This is a genomic window from Kitasatospora sp. HUAS MG31 (assembly GCF_040571325.1).
GTDB classification, from domain to species: Bacteria; Actinomycetota; Actinomycetes; order Streptomycetales; family Streptomycetaceae; genus Kitasatospora; species Kitasatospora camelliae.
Window position 1 is genome coordinate 5,641,346 of the sequence record NZ_CP159872.1, and the last position, 23,222, is coordinate 5,664,567.

The 23,222-nt window shown below is 66.8% G+C and carries 24 protein-coding genes, 1 tRNA gene and 1 pseudogene; 7 read left to right on the plus strand and 19 right to left on the minus strand.

From position 1 onward, the window contains the following. Positions 1–9 precede the first annotated feature (9 nt). A complete protein-coding gene (locus ABWK59_RS25220; RefSeq protein ID WP_420492849.1) occupies positions 10–1,302 on the plus strand; it encodes an MFS transporter in 1,293 nt (430 codons plus the stop codon). Between the two features lie 155 nt (positions 1,303–1,457). Then, positions 1,458–1,531 (plus strand) — tRNA-Pro (locus ABWK59_RS25225). Between the two features lie 72 nt (positions 1,532–1,603). On the opposite strand, the gene ABWK59_RS25230 is transcribed toward ABWK59_RS25225, so the two are convergent. From ABWK59_RS25230 to ABWK59_RS25280, 11 genes are all read right to left on the minus strand, one after another. Continuing rightward, a complete protein-coding gene (locus tag ABWK59_RS25230; RefSeq protein WP_354642895.1) occupies positions 1,604–2,842 on the minus strand; it encodes a site-specific integrase in 1,239 nt (412 codons plus the stop codon). Then, a complete protein-coding gene (locus tag ABWK59_RS25235; RefSeq protein ID WP_354642896.1) occupies positions 2,842–3,135 on the minus strand; it encodes a helix-turn-helix transcriptional regulator in 294 nt (97 codons plus the stop codon). The genes ABWK59_RS25230 and ABWK59_RS25235 overlap by 1 nt, the downstream gene beginning before the upstream one ends. Positions 3,136–3,203: 68 nt before the next feature. Continuing rightward, positions 3,204–4,199 carry an AAA family ATPase gene (locus ABWK59_RS25240; protein ID WP_354642897.1) on the minus strand — a complete coding sequence of 332 codons (996 nt, stop codon included), beginning with the start codon at positions 4,197–4,199 and terminating at the stop codon, positions 3,204–3,206. Beyond that, positions 4,196–5,083, minus strand: coding sequence for a bifunctional DNA primase/polymerase (locus tag ABWK59_RS25245; RefSeq protein ID WP_354642898.1), 888 nt, complete (start codon positions 5,081–5,083; stop codon positions 4,196–4,198). The genes ABWK59_RS25240 and ABWK59_RS25245 overlap by 4 nt, the downstream gene beginning before the upstream one ends. 86 nt (positions 5,084–5,169) lie before the next feature. Further along, the gene (locus ABWK59_RS25250) at positions 5,170–5,577 is read right to left on the minus strand and encodes a hypothetical protein (RefSeq protein ID WP_354642899.1); all 408 of its coding nucleotides are present in this window, start codon (positions 5,575–5,577) and stop codon (positions 5,170–5,172) included. 23 nt (positions 5,578–5,600) lie between these two features. Then, entirely contained in the window at positions 5,601–5,783 is a 183-nt protein-coding gene (locus ABWK59_RS25255) for a hypothetical protein (RefSeq protein ID WP_354642900.1), read from the minus strand. A 27-nt stretch (positions 5,784–5,810) separates the two neighbouring features. After that, the gene (locus ABWK59_RS25260) at positions 5,811–6,059 is read right to left on the minus strand and encodes a hypothetical protein (protein WP_354642901.1); all 249 of its coding nucleotides are present in this window, start codon (positions 6,057–6,059) and stop codon (positions 5,811–5,813) included. A gap of 138 nt (positions 6,060–6,197) precedes the next feature. Next, positions 6,198–8,405 (minus strand): cell division protein FtsK, encoded by a 2,208-nt coding sequence (locus tag ABWK59_RS25265; protein WP_354642902.1) that lies wholly within the window; start codon positions 8,403–8,405, stop codon positions 6,198–6,200. Positions 8,406–8,486: 81 nt separating this feature from the next. Further along, the gene (locus ABWK59_RS25270) at positions 8,487–9,752 is read right to left on the minus strand and encodes a hypothetical protein (RefSeq protein WP_354642903.1); all 1,266 of its coding nucleotides are present in this window, start codon (positions 9,750–9,752) and stop codon (positions 8,487–8,489) included. Beyond that, positions 9,749–10,042, minus strand: a complete 294-nt coding sequence (locus ABWK59_RS25275) for a hypothetical protein (protein WP_354642904.1) — start codon at positions 10,040–10,042, stop codon at positions 9,749–9,751. Before ABWK59_RS25275 ends, ABWK59_RS25270 begins: the two co-directional genes overlap by 4 nt. Before the next feature lie 89 nt (positions 10,043–10,131). Beyond that, complete coding sequence (locus tag ABWK59_RS25280) at positions 10,132–10,506, minus strand: hypothetical protein (protein WP_354642905.1); 375 nt, start codon at positions 10,504–10,506, stop codon at positions 10,132–10,134. 359 nt (positions 10,507–10,865) lie between these two features. Between ABWK59_RS25280 and ABWK59_RS25285 the strand changes: the two genes are divergently transcribed. Beyond that, positions 10,866–11,654 carry a GntR family transcriptional regulator gene (locus tag ABWK59_RS25285; protein ID WP_354642906.1) on the plus strand — a complete coding sequence of 263 codons (789 nt, stop codon included), beginning with the start codon at positions 10,866–10,868 and terminating at the stop codon, positions 11,652–11,654. Positions 11,655–11,659: 5 nt separating this feature from the next. Next, entirely contained in the window at positions 11,660–12,418 is a 759-nt protein-coding gene (locus tag ABWK59_RS25290; protein WP_354642907.1) for a glycosyltransferase family 2 protein, read from the plus strand. Positions 12,419–12,843: 425 nt separating this feature from the next. On the opposite strand, the gene ABWK59_RS25295 is transcribed toward ABWK59_RS25290, so the two are convergent. From ABWK59_RS25295 to ABWK59_RS25305, 3 genes are read right to left on the minus strand one after another with little or no spacing between them, the layout of a single operon-like run. After that, entirely contained in the window at positions 12,844–13,155 is a 312-nt protein-coding gene (locus ABWK59_RS25295) for a hypothetical protein (RefSeq protein ID WP_354642908.1), read from the minus strand. Beyond that, entirely contained in the window at positions 13,152–13,631 is a 480-nt protein-coding gene (locus tag ABWK59_RS25300) for an ATP-binding protein (protein ID WP_354642909.1), read from the minus strand. The genes ABWK59_RS25295 and ABWK59_RS25300 overlap by 4 nt, the downstream gene beginning before the upstream one ends. Continuing rightward, complete coding sequence (locus ABWK59_RS25305) at positions 13,628–14,356, minus strand: GntR family transcriptional regulator (protein ID WP_354642910.1); 729 nt, start codon at positions 14,354–14,356, stop codon at positions 13,628–13,630. Before ABWK59_RS25305 ends, ABWK59_RS25300 begins: the two co-directional genes overlap by 4 nt. A gap of 509 nt (positions 14,357–14,865) precedes the next feature. Between ABWK59_RS25305 and ABWK59_RS25310 the strand changes: the two genes are divergently transcribed. The 3 genes from ABWK59_RS25310 to ABWK59_RS25320 all read left to right on the plus strand — a co-directional run bounded on the left by ABWK59_RS25310 (position 14,866) and on the right by ABWK59_RS25320 (position 17,995). Further along, complete coding sequence (locus ABWK59_RS25310; RefSeq protein WP_354642911.1) at positions 14,866–15,621, plus strand: GntR family transcriptional regulator; 756 nt, start codon at positions 14,866–14,868, stop codon at positions 15,619–15,621. Between the two features lie 308 nt (positions 15,622–15,929). Further along, on the plus strand, positions 15,930–16,499 hold the full coding sequence (locus ABWK59_RS25315) for a hypothetical protein (protein ID WP_354642912.1): 570 nt from the start codon (positions 15,930–15,932) through the stop codon (positions 16,497–16,499). Between the two features lie 86 nt (positions 16,500–16,585). Beyond that, positions 16,586–17,995, plus strand: a complete 1,410-nt coding sequence (locus tag ABWK59_RS25320) for a Fic family protein (protein ID WP_354642913.1) — start codon at positions 16,586–16,588, stop codon at positions 17,993–17,995. Between the two features lie 198 nt (positions 17,996–18,193). Here the strand turns inward: ABWK59_RS25320 and ABWK59_RS25325 are convergent, their stop codons facing one another. The 5 genes and pseudogenes from ABWK59_RS25325 to ABWK59_RS25345 all read right to left on the minus strand — a co-directional run bounded on the left by ABWK59_RS25325 (position 18,194) and on the right by ABWK59_RS25345 (position 23,116). Next, the gene (locus ABWK59_RS25325; protein WP_420492850.1) at positions 18,194–18,676 is read right to left on the minus strand and encodes an IS5 family transposase; all 483 of its coding nucleotides are present in this window, start codon (positions 18,674–18,676) and stop codon (positions 18,194–18,196) included. A 116-nt stretch (positions 18,677–18,792) separates the two neighbouring features. After that, positions 18,793–19,173, minus strand: a pseudogene (locus tag ABWK59_RS25330) (IS5 family transposase); the annotation flags it as partial. Positions 19,174–19,248: 75 nt separating this feature from the next. Further along, the gene (locus ABWK59_RS25335; protein ID WP_354642914.1) at positions 19,249–21,171 is read right to left on the minus strand and encodes an AAA family ATPase; all 1,923 of its coding nucleotides are present in this window, start codon (positions 21,169–21,171) and stop codon (positions 19,249–19,251) included. Continuing rightward, on the minus strand, positions 21,168–21,740 hold the full coding sequence (locus tag ABWK59_RS25340; RefSeq protein ID WP_354642915.1) for a hypothetical protein: 573 nt from the start codon (positions 21,738–21,740) through the stop codon (positions 21,168–21,170). Before ABWK59_RS25340 ends, ABWK59_RS25335 begins: the two co-directional genes overlap by 4 nt. Continuing rightward, positions 21,737–23,116 carry a hypothetical protein gene (locus ABWK59_RS25345; RefSeq protein ID WP_354642916.1) on the minus strand — a complete coding sequence of 460 codons (1,380 nt, stop codon included), beginning with the start codon at positions 23,114–23,116 and terminating at the stop codon, positions 21,737–21,739. The genes ABWK59_RS25340 and ABWK59_RS25345 overlap by 4 nt, the downstream gene beginning before the upstream one ends. Positions 23,117–23,222 lie beyond the last annotated feature (106 nt).

A 23,222-nucleotide genomic window follows, 5' to 3' on the forward strand; every position in this document is an offset into this window, starting at 1 on the left:
GGTGCGCCCGTGCCCGCCGCCCCGGTCGACGAGGCGGAGGGCGGGAAGCCCGTCGGCGGACGGCTGAGCCGCGCGGCCCGCGGTGCGCTCGCCGACATCGGTCCGCTGCGCGACCTCCCCGACTATCGGCGCCTCTGGTTCGGGCAGACGGTCTCCGCGATCGGCCAGCAGATGACCGCGGTGGCCGTCGCCGTCCAGGTGTACGCGATGACCGGGTCCGCCTTCGCCACCGGTCTGGTGGGGTTGTTCTCGCTCGTCCCGCTGGTGGCCCTCGGCCTCTGGGGCGGCGCCGTCGCCGACACCGTGGACCGCCGCAAGCTCGGCATGATCGGCTCGGCCGGCCTGGCCGCCGTCTCCGCCCTGCTCGCCGTCCAGGCCCTGCTCGGTTCGGGCGTCGTGGCCCTGCTGTACGCGGCGGTCGCGGCCCAGGCCGGCTTCTTCGCCCTCAGCTCGCCCGCCCGCTCCTCGATGATCCCCCGCCTCGTCCCCCGCGAGCAGCTCCCCGCGGCGAACGCCCTCAACACCGTCGGCATGAACCTCGGCATGACCGTCGGCCCCATGCTCGGCGGCCTCCTGATCGGCGTGTACGGAGCCCAGGCGGCGTACCTGATCGACACGGTCGCGTTCGGCGCCACCCTGTACGCGATGTGGCGGCTGCCCGCGATGCGCCCGCTCACCGACAACGGCCGCCGGGCCTCCGTCCTCGACGGGCTACGCTTCCTGCGCGACCAGCCCAACCTGCGCACCAGCTTCCTCGCCGACCTCGCCGCCATGATCTTCGGCCTCCCGCGCGCCCTGTTCCCCGCCCTCGCCGTCGGCTTCTACGGCGGCGGACCGGGCACCGTCGGCCTCCTGGTCGCCGCCCCGGCCGTCGGCGCACTCATCGGCGCGCTGTTCTCCGGCTGGGTCGGCCGGGTGTACCGGCACGGCGCGGTCATCCTGGCGGCGGTGGCCGCCTGGGGCCTGTCCATCGCCGCCTTCGGCCTGATCCGCGAACTCTGGCTCGGCCTGCTGTTCCTCGCGGCGGCGGGCTGCGCCGACACCGTCAGCATGATCTTCCGCAACACGATGATGCAGGTCGCGGCGCCCGACGAGATGCGGGGACGCCTCCAGGGCATCTTCATCGTGGTCGTCGCCGGCGGCCCCCGCCTCGGCGACTTCGAATCCGGCACCGCCGCCGCCCTCACCTCACCCGCCGTCTCCGTGGTCACTGGCGGCCTCGCCTCCGTTGCCGCGGTCCTCCTCCTCGCGGCCCGCCGCCCGGCGTTCCTCCACTACGACTCCCGCCACCCGACCCCCTGACCGGCCCCACCCGCCACTGCCGCCGCGCCACCGAAACCTGGCAGCGAGCACCCCCCGACGTGCTGTATTGTTTTCCACGTCGCCGGGAGACCGGGGGCAAGGTCGAGAAGCCAAGACCGCAGGCCGCAAGGCCGGTGATCGAAGCACCGAGACCACGGGACGTGGCGCAGCTTGGTAGCGCACTTGACTGGGGGTCAAGGGGTCGCAGGTTCAAATCCTGTCGTCCCGACAGTGATGTCGGAGCCCCGCTGACTGGACAAAAGTCCAGGCCAGCGGGGCTTTTGCCGTTTCTGCGACAGGGTCAGCGAACGAGCCGAAGGTGCCGGCTGGGGGAGTCCTGCGGGACCACTGCGGGACCAGCAGCCTTGCGCGGGCCGCTCAGGTGCGCGCTCAACGCCTCGCCTGCCAGCTCGATCGAGCGTCGGTCCGGGTGCAAATAGCGTTGGGTGGTCGTCAGCGATCCGTGCCCGGCGATCTTCCGCAGGACGTGCAGCGGCACGCCCGCATCCGCCATCCACGTGAGCCCGGTGTGGCGGAGGTCGTGACGCCGCAGGTGCTCGAATCCCAGCTCCATCACCACCTCGTCCCAGTGGGTGGCGTCCCGCAGGACCGCGGTCGTGATCCGGCCGTCACGGGGACCCGTGAACAGCCGCGCCATCGGGTCGCTGCTGATCACTGCGAGCCGCCGGGCCACCAGATCGCGGATCTCCGGGATGATCGGGACGGTGCGGCGGCGCTTGCCCTTGGTCCCCTTGTCGACCAGGCCCCCCGGGGCGGTAGTCGTCTGCCGGCACAGGTCCCAGCTCCAGGTGCTCTGGTCGATGTCCTTGCGCCGCACGCCCGACACCTCGCCGATGCGCGCGGCCGTGCAGGCCGCGAAGCGCACCACGTCGCCCCACCCGCCGAACTGGCCGTGGGACCGGAGGACGAGTGCGTCCGCCAGAGTGTCGAGAGCGTCCCAGTCAGGCAGGGCCAGCGCGCGCGGGTCGTCCAACTCGTCCTCGGCCTGCTGGTACTCGCGCTGCCAGCCGCTGACCTTGGCAGGGTTGGTGTCGATCACCCCGTCCCGAACTGCTTGCTCCATGACGCGCACCAGCATGGCGAGGGTGTTCTTCACGGTCGAGCGGCCGACCTCATCGGAGATCCACCCGTAGACCGCGCGGTCGACAACGCCGTTGGTGACGGCGTGGACCGGAAGGTGGCCCAAGGTGGGGACGATTCGGAGCCGCCAGCCGGCCCGATACGGGTCCAACGTCTTGGCCTCCAGACCTCGAAGGGCGAGGTCCATCACGGAGTCTCCGTACTCGGACAACGGCAGGGTCGCGGTTGCTGGCGTCACGCCGCGGCTCGCCAGTCGCAGCATGCGGTCGATCCACTCCTGGGCTGCATCCTCGGTCGTGAACATCTCGGAGCGGGAGGGGCGCGCCTTGGTCGCCGGAACTGTCCATCGGACGCGGGCCCGGTAGGGGCTCGGATACTGCGGTCGGTACTCGATGTCAGTCGAGAGCTTCACGCCGACCGGCGGGCTCTGCTGGGGCATCAGGCGGCCTCTCCCGGGACGATGCGGCGGGACTCCAACCAGGCCTGGACATCGGGGATGCTGTACATGGTCACCCGCGAGGTGAGTCGGACGAACGGCGGTCCTTGAACTGGGCGCGAGGTTCGCCAGCGCCGGAGAGTCGACGGATCGACGTCGATCAGTTCGGCGACCTCCTCGGTGGAGTACCAACCGCTGTGCAGCAACCCGCCGCGCGCGGGACGCCCCGAAGTAGCCTGACTGACCGACTCGATCAGCTGAGCCACCTGGTCGATCGTCAACATCGCCTCCGACATGGAAGCTCTCCCTTCACGAGGCAGGGCCGCAGGTGTGACGGCTGTGACACTGTGACGGCTGTGACTGGTCATCCCTGTCCCCCGTTCTCGCCGGGGATGACGTAGCCCCCGGCCTGTCGGCGAAGCTGAGCGTCGTTGGCCATGCGGGAGCACGTCTGCCGGACGAGAGCGGCCTCCAGGCCGGTCCCGTCGGCGATCTGCTTGGGCTTGGCGCCGGGGTTGGCGCGGACGTAGCGGAGGATCGTGGCTCGGGTGTCGCCGATCGTGTGGTCCTCCGCGCGGCCCTCCAGGAGCTGCCAGGCCCCGGCCTCCGGGTGGAAGCGGAGGGCGTACTCGGTCTCGTCGACGTCGCGTCCGGTCACGTGGAGGACCCCGTCGGCCTGGCCGCGGGATCGCTTCAGGACGAGCGTGGCGTCGGCGGCGCCAGCCAGGCCGTTGGTGCCGGAGACCTCGGCGAGGAAGTCGTCGGAGCTGGCCTTGCGGACGTGGTGGACCAGGACCATGGCGATGCCGTAGTAGTCGGCGATCCGCTTGGCGTAGCCGACGGCCGCGTAGTCTGCGTCGTAAGCGGACAGGCCGGGGGCGGCCGGTCCGCGCATCTTGGCGAAGACGTCGATGATGACCATTCGCGCGTCCGGGTTCCGCTCGACCCACTGCGCGATCGCCTCGTTGCCGCCTTGCGGCAGGGTCGGGCACGAGGTGGCCAGCGTCAGCGTTGCCGGTGCCGGGTTCGTTCCGAGGATCTTTCCCATGCGGGCCTGGAGGCGGCGCGGGGTGTCCTCCAGGGCGAGGTAGAGCACCGGGCCGCCCTCGACCTGGACGCGGTCCATCGCGCGGCCGCCGGCCGCAACGGAGAGGGCCAGCCCGAGAGACAACCACGACTTCCCGACCTTCGGCGGCCCGGCGAGCAGGTTGACGCCCTCCGCGATGAGGCCGGGCACCGCCCACCGGGGCTCGGGGAACTGGGCCGCCATCAGCTCATCGGCGGTCCACGCGGTGCGGATACGCTGCTGCGCGGGCTGCAGAGCCTGTGGCTCGGGCCCGCCGTACGGTGCCTCTGTCACGCGGCACCCCACCCGAGGGTTCGAGGCCGCTTGGCCCCAGCGCGCAAGCCGGAGGCGATCGTGGCCTCGGCCTCCCACCGGGTCTGTCCGCCCGACACGGCCACGGCGGTGAGCCAGTCGGTCACGTCGCTCGCGTTCAGCTCATGCCCGGCGACGAGTTGCCCGAGCGCGACGGCCGCGATGTACAGGGCGTTGTTCCGGGCCCCGGGCTTGGCGCGGGTGACGCGCTTCAGCTCGCCGTCGACCGCGGCGCGCAGGTAGGCGCTGTGCAGGTCGAAGGCGGCCAGCTTCGCGCTGACGAGAGCCTGCGGCGGCAGGGGTGCCGGCGCGAGAAGCTCGGCGATCCACTCCGGCAGCGGCGCGGGCGGTACGTCATGAGCCACCGTGTAGAGCCTGCCGTCCACGATGCTGCCCGCGCCCACGACGTAGCCGCCGTGCGCGCGGGTGTCGATCTTCCATCCCAGAGAGCCGGCGGTGTTGCGCAGCTTCGACTCCAGCGGGGCGGCGAAGTAGAGCTGGCGGCCGCCGCTCCTGGTCCGGACGGTGTACGTGTCGCCCGGGTACGGCTGGCCGTGCTGCTCAGCCAGCCTGGCGAACGCGTCCTGACCATCCGCCAGGTCCGAGTCCGCGGGCGGGCGGTCCTGGTCATGCTTGGGGACGTCCAGGTCGATCACGACCAGCCGGGACGGGCCGGTCGCAACGCCGATGTTCCCCTTCCCAGCCGCCCACCAGCGATCAATGCGACTGCCGTACGTGGTGGCGAAGGACCCCCACGAGGAGATGGCCGGGCGCTTGGTGTCGGCGATGAGCGGGAAGACGTGCCAGCCGCGGTCGGCAGCCTCTCGGGCGGCCTGCAGCAGCGGGCGGGGGACGTTGTGGTGCATCCTTGTCGCACCTCCTGATTCCTGGATGGGATGGGAGGCCGGGGCGGCGGGCTTCCTTGACCCGATGACCGCCGCCCCGGACACATTCAGGAGCCCTGCGAGAGGCTCCAACTCAGGTACTGCTGCCGGACGTAGGCGCGGCGGCCCGCCCCCACGATCGGGTCCCAAAAGCGCAGGGAACCGGGCCCCGAACGGCCGGAGTCGTTGTGGTTCTGCTCGTCGAACTCGATCAGCCGCAGGGCGGCGCTGGCGGCGGCCTGGACCGCGTCCTCGGCGACCTCCGCGCTGTACTCGGCCACTTCGTTGAGCGCGATCCGGTCCAGGACCGCCGCTTTGCGGAGCCAGAACTCGCGTCCGAGCTGGACGCCGATCGGGCGGAGCGCGGCCTGCTCGGCCACCCAGCCGATCTCCCCGATGACGCTTGGGGCTCCCGCGTAGGCCGTTTCCGCGTCCGGGAACTCCAGGGTGACGGCCTTGTCCGTGTCGTTGATCATCAGTTCTCCTCGGGCTCGGTGAGTCAGTGGAAGGCCGAGACGGCGGCCGAGAGCAGGGCGTGGACCGGGCCGGCGACAACGGTGGCGGCGGCAGTGAAGCCGGACAGCCACACCGCGACGGCGGAGGAGACGCTGACGCGCCCGGCCCAGATCAGGACCCCGGTGATGGCGGCGAAGATGAGTGCCAGGGAGACGCTGAGCAACATGCGTGTCGTCCTTTCCGAGGCGTGAGTTCAGTGGGCGTTCGCGCGCTGGCGGTTGGCGAGGTTGTAGAGGTGTCGACCGACGCGGATGCGCTGTCCGATGCCGTCGCAGCGGCGGCACGGCTTGCCGCGACCGGGCCGGCCGCGACGGTCGTACTTGAGCGCGAAGCCCAGACCACGGCACTTGCGGCAGTTGCCGAAGGGGCTGGTCGCGCACAGCAGCGCGTAACCGAAGGTGATAAAGAGGGCGAGCAGGCTAGCGAGGGTGAGCGGACTCATTCGGGGCCTCCTGGGCCGTTTCGAGGCGTGCTCGGGGAAGGACGCTAGGTGTTAGCGGCCTGGTCAGAGATGAAATGGCGTGCTAGCAGGGGTGCTAGGTCTAGCGGGGGCTGGTGCTAGACCTAGCGCGCGACGGAATCAGCTCGCGTCGCGCTTCCGGTCACGTTCCGCGATGGCGTTGGCGATGTCGGCGCGGGTGATTCCGCGCCGGTTGGCACCCTTGCCGTCCTCGGCTGTGCCCCAGACCTGTCCGGTGCGGATGCCGTACGGCTTCAGTGCGGCGGTCAGCTGGTCCGGCGCCCACCCGCCGTAGACCTCCGGGCGGAGCTCGGCCAGGCGGGCGACCACGGTCTCGGACCACACCTTGGCCTCGGTCGCGGGGACGACGGCCACGACGTCCGCCAGCAGGTCGTAGGACGATGCCCGCTCCGAGCCCGCATCGTTGCCCGCCGCGTATCCGGCGAGCAGGCCGGCCCGCTTGCGGACGGCGCGGGCTCGGGCCGCGATCGCCTCGGCGGTGGGCGCGTCGATATTCACCGCCCGCACGATCCTGGCGTCGGCGCCCTCGCCGACGAAGTAGGCGATGCCCTTGTCCGCCCAGGCGAAGGTGGTGGCACGGATGCCGTTGCGGTAGGAGCTGGTGCCGAGAACCATGTCGTTCTCCAACTGGCCCATCACCTTCAGGCAGAGCCGCACCGAAGCGTTCGCGCTGATGCCGGTCGGAAGCGACTTGGCGTCCGGGCGCTGGGTAGCCAACAGGATCACGATGCCCGTGGCCGGCCCCCGCTTCACCAGGTCGGTGCAGATCTCTTCGAGCTCGCGGCCGTACGTCGGGTGCTCGAACCACTTCTGGCACTCGTCGACACCGATGAAGATCGGGTGCAGCCCGAGCGATTTCATGTCGGCGAGCGTGCTGGTGACCTTCGACTCCGGGCAGACGTCGCGCGGCAACGACCGGATCACCTTCGCCCGGCGCCGCAGCTCCTCCCGAACCTCCCGCATGTCCTCCAGGGCGTACCGAATGTCCTCGTCATCCTCGCCCGCGCGGTGGCGGTACGAGACCTTCTCGCCGACCGGATCGAGGTCGCCGGTGCCCTTCAGGTCGTACGTATGGAGCTCGGCGCGCGGGTCCAGGGCGGCGATGAGCAGGAGCAGGCGGAGAAGGAACGTCTTGCCCATGCGCGGGATGGCGCCGATGACGGCAGCGACGTACATCAGGGTCACTTCGACCCAGCGTCCGCGCTGGTCGGTGGCGAAGGCCGCGGGCTTGAACAGGTCGACTCGGCCGGTCTGGAGCAGCGGCCAGGCGGGCTGCTGGGTCTTATTCATGTCCTGGTCGCCGACCCAGAGCGCCATCATCCCGGGGTGCTCACCGGGCATGGGCTCGGGCCAGACGCAGCCCAACGGGCGGCGGAGGCCCGAGGCGAGCTTGTCTCGCTTGTCCATCACCTCGCCGACGGTCACTCCGGGCGGCAGCTGGACGTCGGCACGCCAGCCGGGGCCGTCGCGGGTGATCGGGGCGGTGAAGTCGATCCGGCCGCCCTTCGAGAGGTACTGGGTGACCCCGCTGACGGCGAGCACGGACAGGGCCCGCTCGACCATCTCCGAGGTCAGCCGCTGCACCTTCGCCGCCACCACCGCGCGGGAGATCAACGGCTGGTCGGTCGGCATCCCCGCCCACCCAAGGATGAGCGAACCGGCCAGGAGCAGTGCGGCCAGCGCCCACTTTGGCGCGGTCAGCACCACGAGCGGGACGAGCCCCGCCGCCAGCAGACTGACGAGTGTGGCGATCCAGCCGCGGGCGGAGACCCGCCTGTCGCGCTGGCGGGAGAGTTTGAGGTAGAGCTCGGCGTCCTCCCGGGCCACCGCGTGCGCGCGGACCGGTTCGCCTTCCAGGTCACGCGTCCAGCGCCGGAGTTCACGCATGCCGCGGGCGGCCCCGGAGGGCGATCGGATCAGCAGCCTGCCCGTGTACGACGGCAGGCGCACAGCGTGGAAGGCGGCCGTGTGGGCGTAGTGGCCGACGGTCCACCCCGCTGCCGCCCTGAACTCCGCCCGGCTTCGCAGCCAGGCCGGAAACACGGGCCGGCGCTTCTCGGAGCGGACCCGGTCGAGCAGGCCCGGTCCCGCCGGCTGCGGGCCGTCGACCATCGGCAGGGGTCCGCCTTCGTACACCGAGGCCTCCTGCAGCGCGGCCGAGTCAGCAGCGGCGGTGCCCGAGGTGGCTCCGCCGCGCTCCGACCGGACCTTGCCGAGGTCGACCACGTTGTCACCTCGGTCCTCGTTCAACTCGACTTCCAGGCGGGCGAAGAGCTCGCGGGCCTCGTCGTCCTCACCGTGGTTCACTGTCGGTCCTTCCTCACGTCAGGTGGGTGAAGGTGACCGGGGCGCGCGGAGCCGGCAAGCCGTGCGCGCCCCGGGCGTCGATCAGCTCGCCGCACCCGTGCTCGGGGCTGCGAGTCGTTCACTGCGGACTGCACGGATCTGCTTGGCACCCCACTCGGGGGACATGCCGTGCGTCCGACCGATCTCGGTCGGCGAGGGCGTGCCGCCCTTCGCGAGAGTCCGACGGATGGCGGACCGCGCCGTCCGGCGCTTGGCCTCCATCGCAGCGTCATCCACGGTGGGCAGGACCGGTGCCGTACGGGCAGGGACCGCCGCGGCCGTACGTGCGGGCGTATGCCCTGTGAGCTGGTTGTACGCGGCTGTACGGCGCGTCAGCGGCATCATCTCGGCAACCGGCCGGGCAACGGCGAAGCCGGCCTCCACCACCGCGCGGGCGTCAGTGAGCCGACTCGCGGGCGGGATGAAGAGGCGCTCAAGGACAGCGAGGCTGGGCCGGTCCCCGGGGCGGAGGTGCTCTGCCACCTTGGTCGCAGCCTTCGAGTGTCCCTCCAGAAGCTCCGCAGTGACTCCGGGGTCCGCACCGTGCACTGATCGCCAGGCCAGGGTCCAGAGCTGTTCCGATGTCACATCCGGTGGCAGTGCGGTGGCCAGCCGGTCAGCCACACGGGCCACCTTGCGGTGATGGCGTCGCCGGCGTCGCTCGTGCCGCGCGTCCTCGGGCCCGCCGTGGTCGTTCCGCTGGGAGAGCAGGTACATGTGCCAGGTGATCGGCGCGGCCAGTGAGCCGCACGCCGCAACGACCGCGAACCCTGGTCCCCACATCTGCGCGCCGTGGACGAGGTTGATGCCGGCCGCCACTGTTGCGGCGAGCCAGATCCCGGCATGGTGCGCGGCGGCCGAGAGGCCACGGGCGTCGCGTGCCCGGCCCTGCAGCGCGAAGACCCAGGTCAGCGTCTCCAGCGCGATTCCGCCCGCGAGGGCCATTGGCAAGGGCCACCGCTGAGCAAGAAAGCTGATCTGTGCCGGCATCGCGACCACGACGAAGAGCACGATCACGGCCACCGTGGCCGCCAGCTCCGCGCGCTTGCTCAGCGCATGCTGGCGGGCGGTCCACCGTGCCGCACGTTCGGCGCGCCGCCGTTCCCGGCGCCGTGCGTTCTCCCCGTCGGCGATGGAGCGCAGTTCGGCCAGCGCCTCCTGGCGGTTCAGTTCGGCCTGGAGCCTGGCCGCCTGCGCGGCGCTCTCGGCCTCGGAGCGTTCCCGGGCCGCCTGGGACCGTGCGATCTCGACTGTGACTGCGTCGAGTTGCCGCGCGGCACGCGCGCTGTAGATGGTCGGCTGGCTCACGCAGCCGCCTCCAGCCACGCCTGGCGGCGGAGCATGCGGCGGCGAACCAACGGCGCGGGGCCCAGCAGCCTGACGGCGTAGGCGGCCAGCTCGGGCGACTCCTCCTCCAGGTCCGCAAGGATGTCGCGAGCGGCCTGCAGGCGCGCCGCGCGAGCCGGGCTGGACTCGCCGGGCCGGCCGAACAGCAGCTCCTCGATGAACTCGTGGAACGACTCGACCTCGAAGGCGCAGGCCAGTTCCGCGAATTCGGAGGCGGTGGCGACCTCCTGGTCGCCGACGTACGTACGCAATGAACTCTCCAAGCTCCTGGATGGGATGGGAGAGCCAGAGGCGGCGTGCTTCCTTGACCCGTCGACCGCCGCCACTGGCCGGCAGTGCGTCAGAGCCGGATGCGGCGCGGGCCGGTCATCCGCAAGAGCATCTGGAACGCCGCGATCACGGTCGTGGACGAGCCGAGGCTGACCATGAGCGTGAGCAGCCAGCCCGCGCCCAGGGTTCGTTCGGCCTGCGCACCGAGGAACGCGGCCATGATGGCGATCAGGACAGCGGCGGAGATCGCGATGCTCCGGCAGGCCGTCATCGGTGCGGCCCGGCGTGCCACGACCTCAAGGTCGTACGGCGCCACGTTGCGCAGCCCTCCGCCGGAGAGCTGAACGACCAGGACGTTGCCGTCGGAACGGCTGGCGACGCCGGCCACTGTCCCGAGAGCCTGGTCAGCCCGGTCGCGGACAACGTCGCCGATGGAAATCTGCATTGGGTCCCCCTCTGGATTGGTGACAGTGGCCGGGAGTGGGCTGTGGGGCCCGCCTCCGGAACTTCCGGGGACCGCTCGTCAGGAGGCGAGCGGTCGTCACCTCCGGCACGGCCGCCGCAGGTAGGGGCTGTGTCGGAGGCCAAAAGCACTTGTTCTTCAAGGCGCTCTCTTCAGTTCTCAAGGGACGTGCGCTTCCTGCGGCCGTCTTCGGGCCTCAGGGCGAAGCAACTCCTTAAGAGATCCTGTCCTCAGGTCCTCTTAAGGAGTTGCTAGAACTATGACGGCCGTCACCCGACTCGTCAAGTCCTCTTGAGGACTTCTATGCTGGTGTCGCCAGACGAACAGGACGGTGGTCACCAATGGCGAAGGTGTACGAGCGGATTGCGGACGATCTCCGTCAGCTCATCCGCGCAGGTGAACTGCGGCCCGGCGACCGCCTACCAGCGGAAACGAGCCTCGCCGACCAGTACAAGAAGAGCCTCCCCACCGTCCGGCAGGCCCTGGCCGTTCTCCAGGCCGAAGGACTGATCGAGAAGCAGCACGGCCGCGGCAACTTCGTCCGCCGCCCCCGGAAGCTCGTCGAGCGCACCAACGAGCGGCACCAGTGGGAGAAGGACCGCGCACGCGAGTCGCTGCAGACGCGGTCGCAGACCGGCGCGACCGAGCACGACACCGGCCTGCAACTGGACGACCTGGTCTTCACCGCGAAGTACAAGGAGATCAAGGCGGACGAGCGCCTTGCGAAGGCCATCGGTCTCCCGGAAGGGACCGCACTCCTGGAGCGGACTTTCCGGACCCGCTACCGCGCCGAGTCCGCGCCCTTCAACCTGACGCGCTCCTACCTCGTACTGGAGATGATCGCGGGCAACTCTGATCTCCTGGACGAGACGAAGGAGCCGTGGCCGGGCGGCACGCAGAACCAGCTCCACACCGTGGGCATCGAGGTGGACCGCGTGGTCGAACGGGTCACCGCCCGTCCGCCGACGGCGGAGGAGATGGAGGAGCTGGACCTGCCGCCCGGGACGGCCGTCCTGGTCCTGCAGAAGATCTCGTACGACACGAATGACCGTGTCGTGGACGTCGCCGACGTCACGCTGCCCGGCGACCGCACGGAGATGACCTTCACCACTCGACTGGAAAGGTGGTGAGGGCCGTGCAGCGGCGCATCATCATCGTCACTGCTGTCCACCCGCCGGCCGCCCCGTACCTGCCGGACGCGTACAAGTCCCTCTGCGAGCAGGTTCTCCCCGAGGGATGGGACTGGCAGTGGCTCATCCAGGAGGACGGCACCAGCAACGACGTCGCGCCCTACGTGCCCGACGACGCCCGGGTCAGCTTCCGCCAGGGCCGGCCAGGACGCGCCGGCATGGCGCGCACGATCGCCCTTGCGCGGGCCGACGGGGAGTTCGTCAAGGTCTTGGACGCCGACGACATGCTGCCCCCCGGCGCCCTGGCCCGCGACCTTGCCGTCCTCACCGCTGACCCCACCATCGGGTGGACCACGTCCCGGGTGCTGGACCTGCTGCCCGACGGCTCGACCGTCGGATTCGACCAGGACCCGGAGGAGGGCCCGATCGAGCGCGGGGCCGTTCTCGACCACTGGAAGGCCCACGACTACCGCGCCCAGGTCCACCCGGCGACCCTCTTCGTCCGCCGTGACCTGCTCCTCGCACTCGGCGGCTGGATGGCCCTGCCCGCATCCGAGGACACCGGCCTTCTTATGGCCCTGAGCGCCGTGAGCCGCGGATGGTTCACCCCCGAGGTCGGCCTCCTCTACCGGAAGTGGCCCGGGCAGGCGACCGGCCAGGCAGCCCACAGCGATGCCGAGGAACGCGACGCTCGTATGGCTGTCATCGAGTCCCGAGCGCAGTCCCTCGCGCAGCTCGGGTGGGCGTACCCAACGGAGGCCTGAGCCGCCGCGCGCTGGCGGCACCAGGGGCTTCAACACGAACGAGGCCTGGAGTCCCCTGAGGGGATTCCAGGCCTCGCGTGTCTGTTGGCGTGGTGTGCCGCGAGGTGGCCTGGCCGTACCCGGACACGGCGGTCCGGAGAGACTGCACTTCCTCGCATTGGCCGGTTGTCGCTCGGCTGCAGTTGGCCAGGTAGCGACCGGCGGCCCGAGCGAGAGTCTGTTCGCCTACCGCTCGGTCGCGCGCCGGTTCAGGTAGTCCTCCATCGTGCGGACATGCTCTTCCGGCGCCTTAGGCAGCCACGTCGGCACGCCCGAGCTGATCCGCCGCCGAGCGTCGCGCAGCATCCTGGCAGCTGGCCTACGAGAGAAGTGCAGGAACCACCAGTCCGCGGGGACGTGCCTCAGCCAGCCCCAGCAGCGCGGCATCACACCGACACCTCCGGCTTGGCCGGACAGACCCGCACCCGGTGGGAGCGGCCGTCCATGCTGAACGAGAGGTTCAGCTCCCCGTCCCGCTGGATGAACTCGGTGACGCGTTCGACCGCGTCTGGGCGGGTGAAGAAGTACTTGTAGGCCTCGTACTGCGTGTTCCCCAGCGGCAGGGCTCGCATCGCGCCCCAGACCGCCGCCACGGCGTCCGGCAGCCGAGCAAACATGGCAGGAGCGGTCACGCCCTCAATCTCGACCACCACCTGTCCGTCCCCGCCGAGCACACCCACCTTGATCCTGCTGATCACTGCGCCGCCTCCATGGTTTCGTGGTCGACGCCGGTCGTCAGATCGCTCGGGGTGGCCGGGGAGACGAGACACCAAACCGCCTTGCCGATTCCGCCCTCGCGCAGGTGGCAGCCCCACGCGGTGGACAGCTGCTCAACCAGGCACAGCCCGCGGCCGGCCTCGTCGTCCCCGTCGGCCGTCTTGATCACCGGCAGTTCGCTGCTGGCGTCGTGTACCTCGATTCGCAGCAGCCCCGAGGTCAGTGCGAACCGAGCGAAGATCAGCCGGCCTGGCGGCACGCAGGCATGCCGAACCGCGTTGGTGACCAGCTCGGTCAGCAACAGCTCGCCGACGTCTCGGTAGAGTTCGCCGCCTTCGACGTCAGCGAGGAAGCGCCGCAGCTGCACACGAGCCTTGTTTGCCGACCGCTCGCGGCGGGGCAGCCAGATCGCCGACTCGGCAGTCACTTCGGGGAGGCGAGGAAGGACCGTGGTCACCGGCCGGCCTCCGTCCCGAAGGCCGCAGGCGCGGCGAGCCGGACTTCCGCGCGGTCGCCGGGAAGGGTGAGCAGTATGGTCTCCACCACGCGACCGCTGATGTCGATGAGGGACCGCTCGATCGCCAGTACCGACGTCCAGGCGGCGATCCGGAGGGCCCGCATCTCCTCGGCGTCCGGAGCGCGCGCGGTGATGCGCTCCGTGGTGACGACGAACTGAATTCCGGCGCTGGTCAGCAGCTCCGTGATGTCATCGCCCCAGGGCGAGCGGGCCTCAACAAGACGGGTGACGCTCAGTTCAGCCGGAAGGTAGACACGCGCCCAGCTGCGCGGCATGCCGTCCTGCTCGGCGAGGATGGCGTACTCGACCAACGGGGTGCCCTCGGGGACCTTTAGCAGAGACGACACGTAGCGCCGCGCCTGCACCTCCTGGACAGCGATTTCGATGCCTGTAGCGCCACCACCGTCGCCTCGATCGGCCGGGCGCCAGCCGGCGAGGTACGTGGTGCGCTGGAACGGTTGCCGGGCGAAGTTCCCGCGGCCGTGGAACTTCTCGACGAATCCCTCGCCCTGAAGCACCTCAAGGGCGCGCCGCAGCGTGGGCTTGCCCACCTGGTACTCGATGGCGAGCTCCTGCTCCGGCGGCAGCATGCTGTCGGCCGGGATCACCCCAGTCATGATCCGGCGGCGAAGGTCGTCGGCAACATGCAGATAGCGAACGGTCATCGGCGCGCACACCACCCTCCGTCGCTCTCGGTGAGGGGCGGACGCGCCGCCCCCGTGCTGCTGTTGGACGGAGATGGGGCGCTTCGCGGCCTGGTCAACGCAATGGCGCGGTGGATAGGGTCGAACATGCTGATCAGCTCCCATACAGCTGATGGCAGTGCCCCCCGGTGGCGCTTGCATCGCTCGCCGAGGGGGCATCTTTGATGACGGCGGCCCAAGCGATCTGGCCGCGTTCGGCAGTGGTGATGAGCCCGTACGTGTCTGCTGTCTCCAGCAGCGCCACGAGAGCTCCCCAGGACTCGACTGACGCCGAGCCAGACACCTCCGTCTCGATGCAGACATGGTCACCGTGGTCGTTCAACCGCGGACTGAGCCCCAGGTCCGAGAGGCCAGCGAGGATGCGGTCGGGCGGCGCTTCGGGCGAGAGCACAGGCCACCCCCTGTCATCGCTGAGCCACTCAAAGCGAAGCTAGTTAACTAGGTTAGAGCTAGTGGACTAGATTTTCCATATGCGCGAGCAACCTCCCCACCTCCGCGTCGCCGACGCCCTCCGTCAGCGCATCGCGAGCCAGGAATGGTCACCAGGCGACCGCCTGCCCTCCCGCTCCGAGCTGGGGCAGCAGTACGGCGTCGGCGACAATGTCGTGCGCCGTGCACAGGAACTGTTGATCTCTCAGGGATTTCTTGAGGGGCGCGCGGGCTCGGGAACGTACGTCGCCGAGCCGCGCGAGCGCGTACGGCTGGTCCGCTCCCGAGCGCGGGAGGAGCGCGGCGGGTCACCCTTCCAGGCCGACATGGCTGGCATCGGCAAGCGGGGCACCTGGGAGAGCCGATCGGACGCCAAGGTGTCTGCCCCGGCGGAGATCGCCGCGCGCCTCGGCATCGCCGAAGGTGACCCGTGCGTCCGCACGGTCTACGAGTTCCTGGCGGACAAGAAGCCCGTTCAACTGTCGACCAGTTGGGAACCGCGCAGCATCACGGCCGGCACGATCGTGGTCCTTCCCGAGGGCGGACCGCACGCCAGCACCGGCGTGGTTCACCGGATGGCGCAGATCGGCATCACGGTCAGCCACGCGGTCGAGGAGCCAGCACCGCGGCACGCTACCGATGAGGAGGCGGCGCTCTTGGGCGTCCAGCGCGGCGCCCTGGTCACACACATCCGCCGTACCTACTTCAGTGACGACGGCCGCGCGGTGGAGACCGCGGACGTCGTCATTCCCGTGGCCCTGTGCGAGCTGGTCTACGAGGTGCCGATCAATCCCTGAGCCGGAATCCGGCGAGCACGCTCCGGTCGCCCCGTTACTGTCGCGTGCCATGGCGCCCGCAGCAGACAGCCGCTGAAACATGTGGGGGAGGCGTCACAGCTGTCACAGTGTCACTTCCTGCCGCCACGGCTGGCCGAACGCAAGACCCCACCTGCCCCTCGTGTTTCAGCAACCGCGATGGGCCATCAGCGTCCTGAACCAGTGACCGGGGCCGGCCACAGAGGGACCTCCCTGAAGGCGAGGACAGGCGGCCTTCCGCGCTTCTAAGATCCTCAAGACGTCAAGACAACTTGCTGTCTGGGGGACTGGTGGCGGCAACCGAACAGCTCGTGACAATCGGAGCGGTACTGCTGGGTGCACTCACGTCGCACCTCACCACACGCTCAACGGAGCGGCTCCGCAAGCAACACGAGCGCCTGACGCGCTGGGACGAGAAGAAGCTCCACGCCTACGAGGGCTACATCGACCGGATCAGGTCGAGCGTCTTCGCCGCCGTGCAGCTTTACGAGCACAGGGAAGGCATCCACCCCAGCAACAAGAGCGAGGAGGACCTGATCGCAGGGTTGGCAGATGCCGGATGGGAGCGAGGACGATCCTTCGAGCGCATCATGCTGCTCGGCGGCGACGACGTCGTAGAAGCGGCCCACGTACTCAACGCCACTGCGCTCGAAGTCGACTGGCACGCCGGCGGCAAGGTCCACGGCACCCTGGACGAGTGGCGAGCCCGCAACCGAGCCGTGTTCGCCGCGATCAACGCATTCCACGACGCCGCCCGCCAAGACCTCGGCGTCCAGGGCAACGTAACCGGCGACAACCACCCCGAGCGAGATCTCCTCCTGCCACCGGCACGCAATGACGGCGCGAACCAGCTGGGTTGAACTGGTCACACCCGCCCCCGGTCGGCGATACCATCCGCCTTAGGTTGCCCAAGCCATGCAAGGCATCTCCGGCGGAGGGATTCGCATTGCAGATTTTTGAACTTAGCCAGATTTCTATCGATTCCTCGTCACGCCAACTCGAAGATGACGTGAAAGGCGAGGTTGAGGCGCTTCGAGGACTGGGGGAATTCTCCCCAGAAGTCCAAGCAGAGCTGACTCGAAGCTTCCTGCCAGATCGCATTAGCGACACCCTTAACATCGAGGGCGTCCGCGTCAACCCTCGCCTCACGCGCGCCGTCCTCGACGGTCTCGCCGTTTCCGACTCTGATCGATATTCGGAACGAGAGATCCTCAACGTAAACGAGGCCAACGAGCTCATCGAGAGCGAGTCAAAATCCGGGTCGCTCCTCTCGGTTTCATTGGTTCAGGAGATCCACAGGAGAATCGCCAAGGACCTCGCTCCTGACGCCGGAGCATTCCGTGCAAAGAACGTCGAAATTACCGGCGCCAAGCATCGCCCTCCTGCATGGGGTGATGTGTCAGACCTAGTGCGTGAAGTATGCAATCAGTATGCAGATCAGGAGCACTCGCCACTCTCCGTCGCCGCCTGGACGCACGCCACGATCGCCAAGATTCATCCGTTCTCCGATGGCAACGGCAGAACAGCTCGAATGATCCAAGACTTCGTCCTTCTGCGACACGGCCTCCTTCCGATCGGCATTCCCATCAGCCGCCGGGGCGAGTACTACGATGCCCTGGAGGTCGCCGACGACGGAGAATTCGGACCCCTGGTATCCATCATGGCAAGCGCCGAACTGGCCGCCCTGGATAAGGCGCGGAGGATCGCGCAGGCGCCGCAGCAGCGTCGGGAAAGGATTAAGCGGCTCGTTAAGGCTGCAACCAAGACCACTCGACAAAACGAATACAACCTCTACGAGATCTGGCGCCGAAGAGTTGAAGGATTCATCAGTGAAGTCACGAAATGGCTCGATGAGCTAAACGAGGAATCCGACGACTTCAGGTTCAGGTATCGAACATACGAAACGAAGTCCTTCGAAAAATGGAAGGATATCCGCGCCAGGGGGCTAGCGCGGGGCACATGGCATCTGTCGATTGACGTCATGGTCAGAGGCAGAATGCTTTGCAGATTCCTATTCTATTCTCGCCGCCACAGACTCGACTGGACTGTTGATCCGGACGACAAGTTTCGCGACGACGTTGGCTTGTTTATCACTTCAGTGGGCGATCGAGAAGAACAATTCTCATTCGATCAATACTCTGACCCGTACATCTCCCTGCGCGAGGTCCTGCCCACCAAGGACGGGCTTGTCGTGTACCGCGACCCAGATGTCGCGGTAGAAAGCGAGACCCCCGAGGGAGTTAACTTCCAGCTAGAACGGACTCGGTGGGAGGGCCAACCTGAACTGACCCCGGGAGACGTCATCGAGGAGTTTGTGGAGCAGGTACTGGTTAAACTGGGCCTGATAGACTCATAACTTGGCAACGCTATTCCAGTCTCTGCCGCCAGCGCGGAGCGCCAACACCGCTCAGAGCTGGTGCCCTTTCCCGAGGCATCGGCTCTGAGCGGCTCCTGCTCTCCCAAGACGTGGAATCCGAATTACGGTTCTTCCAGGGCCTCTTGTTCGCAAGCTCGGTGTCAAGTCGTGCAACCAGCTCCGGACTTAGAAGCCATCTCATTTTGGGAGTCTTCGGATGCAAATGAGGGCTGCGGCAATGCTGGCGAAGGCGGCGAAGTGGTCGGCCTTGCGTTCGTAGCGGCGGTGAAGTCGGCGGAAGCCGCCGAGCCAGGCGACGATGCGCTCGATAACCCATCGGTGCCGGCCGAGGCGCTGGGAAGAGTCGATTCCTCGGCGGGCGATGCGAGCCGAGATCTGACGCCGCCGCAGGTAGGAGCGGATGAAGCGGTGATCGTAGGCTTTGTCACCGTGGAGCTTGCCGGGCCGTCGCCGCCTGGGGCCACGTCGTGAGCGGATCGGCGGGATGGCGTCGGGGAGCGGGATCAGGGCCTGGCTGTCGTGGACGTTGGCCCCGGAGATCGCGAGCGACAGGGGTAAACCGGTACGTTCGGTGAGCAGGTGGATCTTCGACCCGTACTTGCCCCGATCGACAGGATTCGGACCTGTCAGCTCCCCGTTAACTTCTTCGTGGCCCCGCAACGGGGTTCCCGGCCTCCCCGGCCCGGCATGACTTGATCCCCCAGTCGATCATGATCGAAAAGGTGGTGTCACCGGGCTCGGAGGCGTTGGCAGACCGCTGATGAGGGGCTTGAGCGCTTCTTGCCGGCATCGAAGCCCCTGGTGGCTGCGCGGACGGTGTCGGCGGTGCGGACGGACTGCGAGTCGATCAGGCCCGCGCTCGGCTCGGTGTCGCGGCCGTCGGCTTCGCGGACCTTGCCACGCAGGGCGTCGTGAATGCGCTCGACGGTGCCGTCGTCGTGCCACCACGTGAAGTACCAGTACACCGTCGGCCATGGAGCGAAGTCCTTCGGCAACTGCCGCCAGGCACACCCGGTCCGCACCACGTAGAAGATCGCGTCCACGATCCGCCGCCGCGGATGCTTCTCCCGCCGCCCGCCCTTCGGACCCACCCGCGCTGACGGCAGCAACGGCTCCACCAACGCCCACTGCTCATCCGTCAGGTCCGACGGATACCCACCCCCAACGCCGCTCACGGAGAGCTCAATGACAGCCTCAGCAATGAGACACGGCAGATCTCAAACGCGGTCTGACTACTCGTCAACTGAGGCGATTACGTCAACTCGCCCCCGCCCGGGGTGTCGAATAGTGGAAATAGTGGGATTCTGGTAGTTAAACTCAATTCTGGCAAAATCACCTGGATAGTCCTCGGGCAATTCGTTATCGGACACGACGAACTGTACGGCTCCAGGGGTCTCGCTCACACCATCGACGAGTCGCCCGTAGATGGCGGCACACGTCTCGGTCGCCGTATTTAGGGCAAGGCGAGGGCCATCAATGATAAGCAAAGACGGGTAGCGCGTGTCGTGGTCCCGGGCCACACTCATTAGCGTCGTCCAATAGGCAATCTGAGTTGCAGTCATGGAGCCCCCGCCACTCATCAACGTCTTAGTGAAGACCTTTCCATTGATTAGAGGAAGGTAGTTTTCGCGGTCGAACCCTGCTGTCTCGACCGTAGCAATTTCCAGACTGCTGACAGTTCGGCGGAATTCCTCCTCAATCCCATTCAGTACAGAGTCCTTGTGGGCCCTAAGCGCTGCTTTCCGTGCTGCTATTGAGGCCTTAAGGTGATCCTGTTTCGTCCGAAGACTCTCGACCTCGGCTGCGATGTCGGCCACACGATCCCACTGCTGCAAGGCCATCTCGAAATATTCTTGGCGCGTGCGGGAAGTCGCCAGCCGGTCCGAAGCATCGCTAAAGGCCTGCAATCTCGGAGTAATGCGCTGGGACGTGCGTGCTTCCAGGGTCTCGGTTAGGTTCTTGACCAACGACTCGCGGTCTGCAACTGCCCGCTCGGCCTTAGCTGCCTGCTGCTCTGTCACCTCCTGCTGTGCGTCCATTTCGGACAACTGGAGCTCAAGCTGCTGCAGCTCGTAAGTGTCGGCTGCTTGACCGGGAGAAACTGGATCTGGCTGCAGGCATAGCCGGCACGCATCTTCCTCGACCGGCCGATTCTTGACAGACTGCATGCATCGTGGACAAACGGAGAACTCGATATTGGCCAGTCGGGCGCCTGCGTCCCGCATACGCTCAAGCCGAGCGTGATCAGCCGCCACCCGCCGACGCTCCAGGCCAATCTCATCGCGCTCACGCGCGAGGGCTAGTACGGCGCCACGGGCCTCAGCCAAAGACCTTTCCGCATCTGTGAGGAGATCTCGATACGCCTGAGTCTGCCGGTCGACTACAGGATCGAGCTCCTCTCGCAGAAGGTCTAGTTCCTCTTGGGCTCGATCTTGCTCAGCAGCAGCCTCCTGCAGGCTCTGCTCTACCTCTTCGCGACTGCTGGTGTTGCTATCGCTGAGGAACCCTAGAATCGTATTGAGATGCTCATCGGCGGTATCAATTTTCCCATTGAGAACATTTACTTCCGATTGCAGGGCAAGGATTCCGGGATCCGTCAACTTGAACAGAAGCTCGAATACGGCTTTTCTCTTGGGGTCGTAGTATCCTTCCCTGCTATCTGCGATGTCTCGATTGATGGCATACTGCGGAATGTACATGTACTTGAAAATGTCACCAAAAGTGACACGGCTTCCTGGCTTGCTGCTCTTGCTCTTCTGGGCCGCAGCCAAAATATTATCGGGAAGTCCAAGTTTATCCAGCAGGAAGGTGTTGAGGCTGGATTCGCCATCGACGGGACGATCGGGGAGTCGTTCCCCGGTTTGGAGGTCGGTTATGCGGACGTTTTTGCTCTTTGCTGAATCCAGGCTGCGCGAAATGAGGAATTGGCCATCGCCGATGCTGGCGTCCAGTGCAACGTCGTGGACGGCCTCCGTAGCAACGGATGCAAGTCGGGCATCACCCGCCCCGAACCCGTACTTGATCAACTCGAGCAGGGTGGTCTTGCCGACGCCCGTCGGGCCCTCAAGCACCGTCAGGTCGGACTCGAATTCGTAGCTCGCGATCCCCTCAGTGGTGTACAGCCTGACTGAATTTAGGCGGAACTCAATGCTCACTTGATCACCTGGCGATGCGGACGATCCATCAAGGATTCCAGCTTCTGATAAATGAGGTCTTTAAGAGCGTTTCCGGTCATGCCGGATGAGGCGTCTGCAATTGCCTCACTGCGCTCACTCAAAGCCCTCCATTTAGGGGCCGCACTCATATCCTCGGCAAGGCGCCGGCCCTCCGCGGTAGCAACAAGTGCAACGCTTCCTTTTCTACCCTTGGCATAGCGCAGAAGTCCGCGGCCAACCAAGGCGCCAATGATTGCGTAATAGCGGTCATCCCAAGGGCCATACTTATATCGAACCATCGGCGCTTCAACTTCGGTGGGCGTTGAGACCTCTTCCGGCGATAGGCTGAGTCGAGGGTCGGAATCGGAAAGGTGCTCCAACACTATTGGCGCGAGCGCCGGATACCTTAGCAAGAAATCTAGCTTCGCCAGTTTGGTTAGTCCGTCGAGCTTTTTAGTGTGTCCGGATGCCTTAGATACGGCGTTTACAAGCAGGAGCACACGCGCCTGATGATAGGCCAAGTCGTCTCGGAGCAGTGCTAGCTCCAGAGTATCGAAATCAATACTCATGCCGCACTCCCCCCATTTTCCTGGCGAAGCCTACTGATCTCTCCAGCGACGTCAAAGTTGTCGCTAAACCAGATCTTGCACGCGTTGGCCAGGTCGCTGATGCCTCCCAAGAGCAGCTCCGAGTCCATCCCCGCTGGCAGCTGTTCCACTGGAATGGCGTCGATTGCGTCTTGAAGCGCGAGCCAAAAGTCGGGACCCCAGTTGGCTGTAGAGCGCACGACAGGAGTATCAGCTCGATCACTGACGCGAAGGAGGAGCCGGCGGAGCTTGTCGCGCTCTGCGAAAGCAGTGGGGTCGCCCGTCAGGCGGTCCCTCCAATAGCGCTGGTAGTCCTTTCTGAGATGCTCACTGCGCTCGATACTGTTATCCGAGCAGTGCCCTTTGCGCATCTTGACCGCTGCCCGACTCATTCGCACGGGAGAAGCTAGTGACTCGTATGCCGATGGATTGGCAACCGCAGTGATGATGGCAATGTCGATGTCCTGCATCGTCACAATGCGGGCTTCTAGCTCGCGCTCTTTGCTCGCCGACGTTTGAGCCCTAGATCCGCTAGCGAATGCCAAAACGGGGGAGATTGTTGCGTGGGTCCTAGGGCCAGCGGCCTTCATGCGAGTAAAGAATAGTCCATAAACGGCATTCCAGACGGCTTCATATGGGACGTCGTATCCGAGGTGGTCGATCACAGGTTTTGCATATTTCATAGGAGCGGCAAATCCGATATCCGCTCGCCTTGTAAGCCCATGCTGAATGTCGAGCATCGAAACGAAACGAGCGGTCTGCTCCTGCTGCTCGTCCAGCGGTACCTCGCCAGCGCTGCCTGCCACCCAGTCGGCCGGCAGATGATTTCCACTGTATGTGTGAATAGCAGAATGAAACTTGGCGATGACTGGCGGGCATTCGCCGTTGACGACTACCGGTTTTCCGTTGAGGCGAAGCTCGCGTAGGGCCTGCATGGTTGCCGCAAAGTCTTGCGGGTCTCCACTAGCAAGGCCGCCGGTCGTTGCAAGTCTGCACGTCGGCTTCTCTCGGAGTACCCGCCAGCGGAGAAACAAATGCGCGAGGCCGCCATCACTGGCGAGCTGGTTGATGGTTCGATAGGCGTCTGCAGACGGGTCCCGATGCTTTGCAGAGACGAGTTCAGCATCATCGCCCATCAGTGCGACCCAGTCCTCGTGGTACTCGCAGAGTATTCGCCTGTCCTCGTTGCCTTGCAGGCGCTTGCCAGCTCCCAGCGCCCCTAGATAGAGCTCCAGGCCGTCCGCTGCGGCCATCGAGGCCTGCCAGTCATAGCGATCAAGCGTGTTCGCCCCCGAGTCATCGGTTTGCGGCACCGCGACAACCAACTCTGCCGCCGTGAGCTCCACCTCTTCGGACAACGCGCCCCCACAGACCCTCGCGAGTAACAGTTCTTAGATCTTGGCATGAACCATCGGCATGCGCAGCAGTGCTGACATGCCGATGCAGGACAGCCCTGAAACGGCT

What these genes read in the sequence shown, in the direction of transcription:
- ABWK59_RS25230 (WP_354642895.1), bottom strand. Translation starts at nt 2,842, where the DNA reads ATGCCCCAGCAGAGCCCGCCGGTCGGCGTGAAGCTCTCGACTGACATC.
- ABWK59_RS25235 (WP_354642896.1), bottom strand. Translation starts at nt 3,135, where the DNA reads ATGTCGGAGGCGATGTTGACGATCGACCAGGTGGCTCAGCTGATCGAG.
- ABWK59_RS25245 (WP_354642898.1), bottom strand. Translation starts at nt 5,083, where the DNA reads ATGCACCACAACGTCCCCCGCCCGCTGCTGCAGGCCGCCCGAGAGGCT.
- ABWK59_RS25250 (WP_354642899.1), bottom strand. Translation starts at nt 5,577, where the DNA reads ATGATCAACGACACGGACAAGGCCGTCACCCTGGAGTTCCCGGACGCG.
- ABWK59_RS25255 (WP_354642900.1), bottom strand. Translation starts at nt 5,783, where the DNA reads ATGTTGCTCAGCGTCTCCCTGGCACTCATCTTCGCCGCCATCACCGGG.
- ABWK59_RS25260 (WP_354642901.1), bottom strand. Translation starts at nt 6,059, where the DNA reads ATGAGTCCGCTCACCCTCGCTAGCCTGCTCGCCCTCTTTATCACCTTC.
- ABWK59_RS25280 (WP_354642905.1), bottom strand. Translation starts at nt 10,506, where the DNA reads ATGCAGATTTCCATCGGCGACGTTGTCCGCGACCGGGCTGACCAGGCT.
- ABWK59_RS25285 (WP_354642906.1), top strand. Translation starts at nt 10,866, where the DNA reads ATGGCGAAGGTGTACGAGCGGATTGCGGACGATCTCCGTCAGCTCATC.
- ABWK59_RS25305 (WP_354642910.1), bottom strand. Translation starts at nt 14,356, where the DNA reads ATGACCGTTCGCTATCTGCATGTTGCCGACGACCTTCGCCGCCGGATC.
- ABWK59_RS25310 (WP_354642911.1), top strand. Translation starts at nt 14,866, where the DNA reads ATGCGCGAGCAACCTCCCCACCTCCGCGTCGCCGACGCCCTCCGTCAG.
- ABWK59_RS25340 (WP_354642915.1), bottom strand. Translation starts at nt 21,740, where the DNA reads ATGAGTATTGATTTCGATACTCTGGAGCTAGCACTGCTCCGAGACGAC.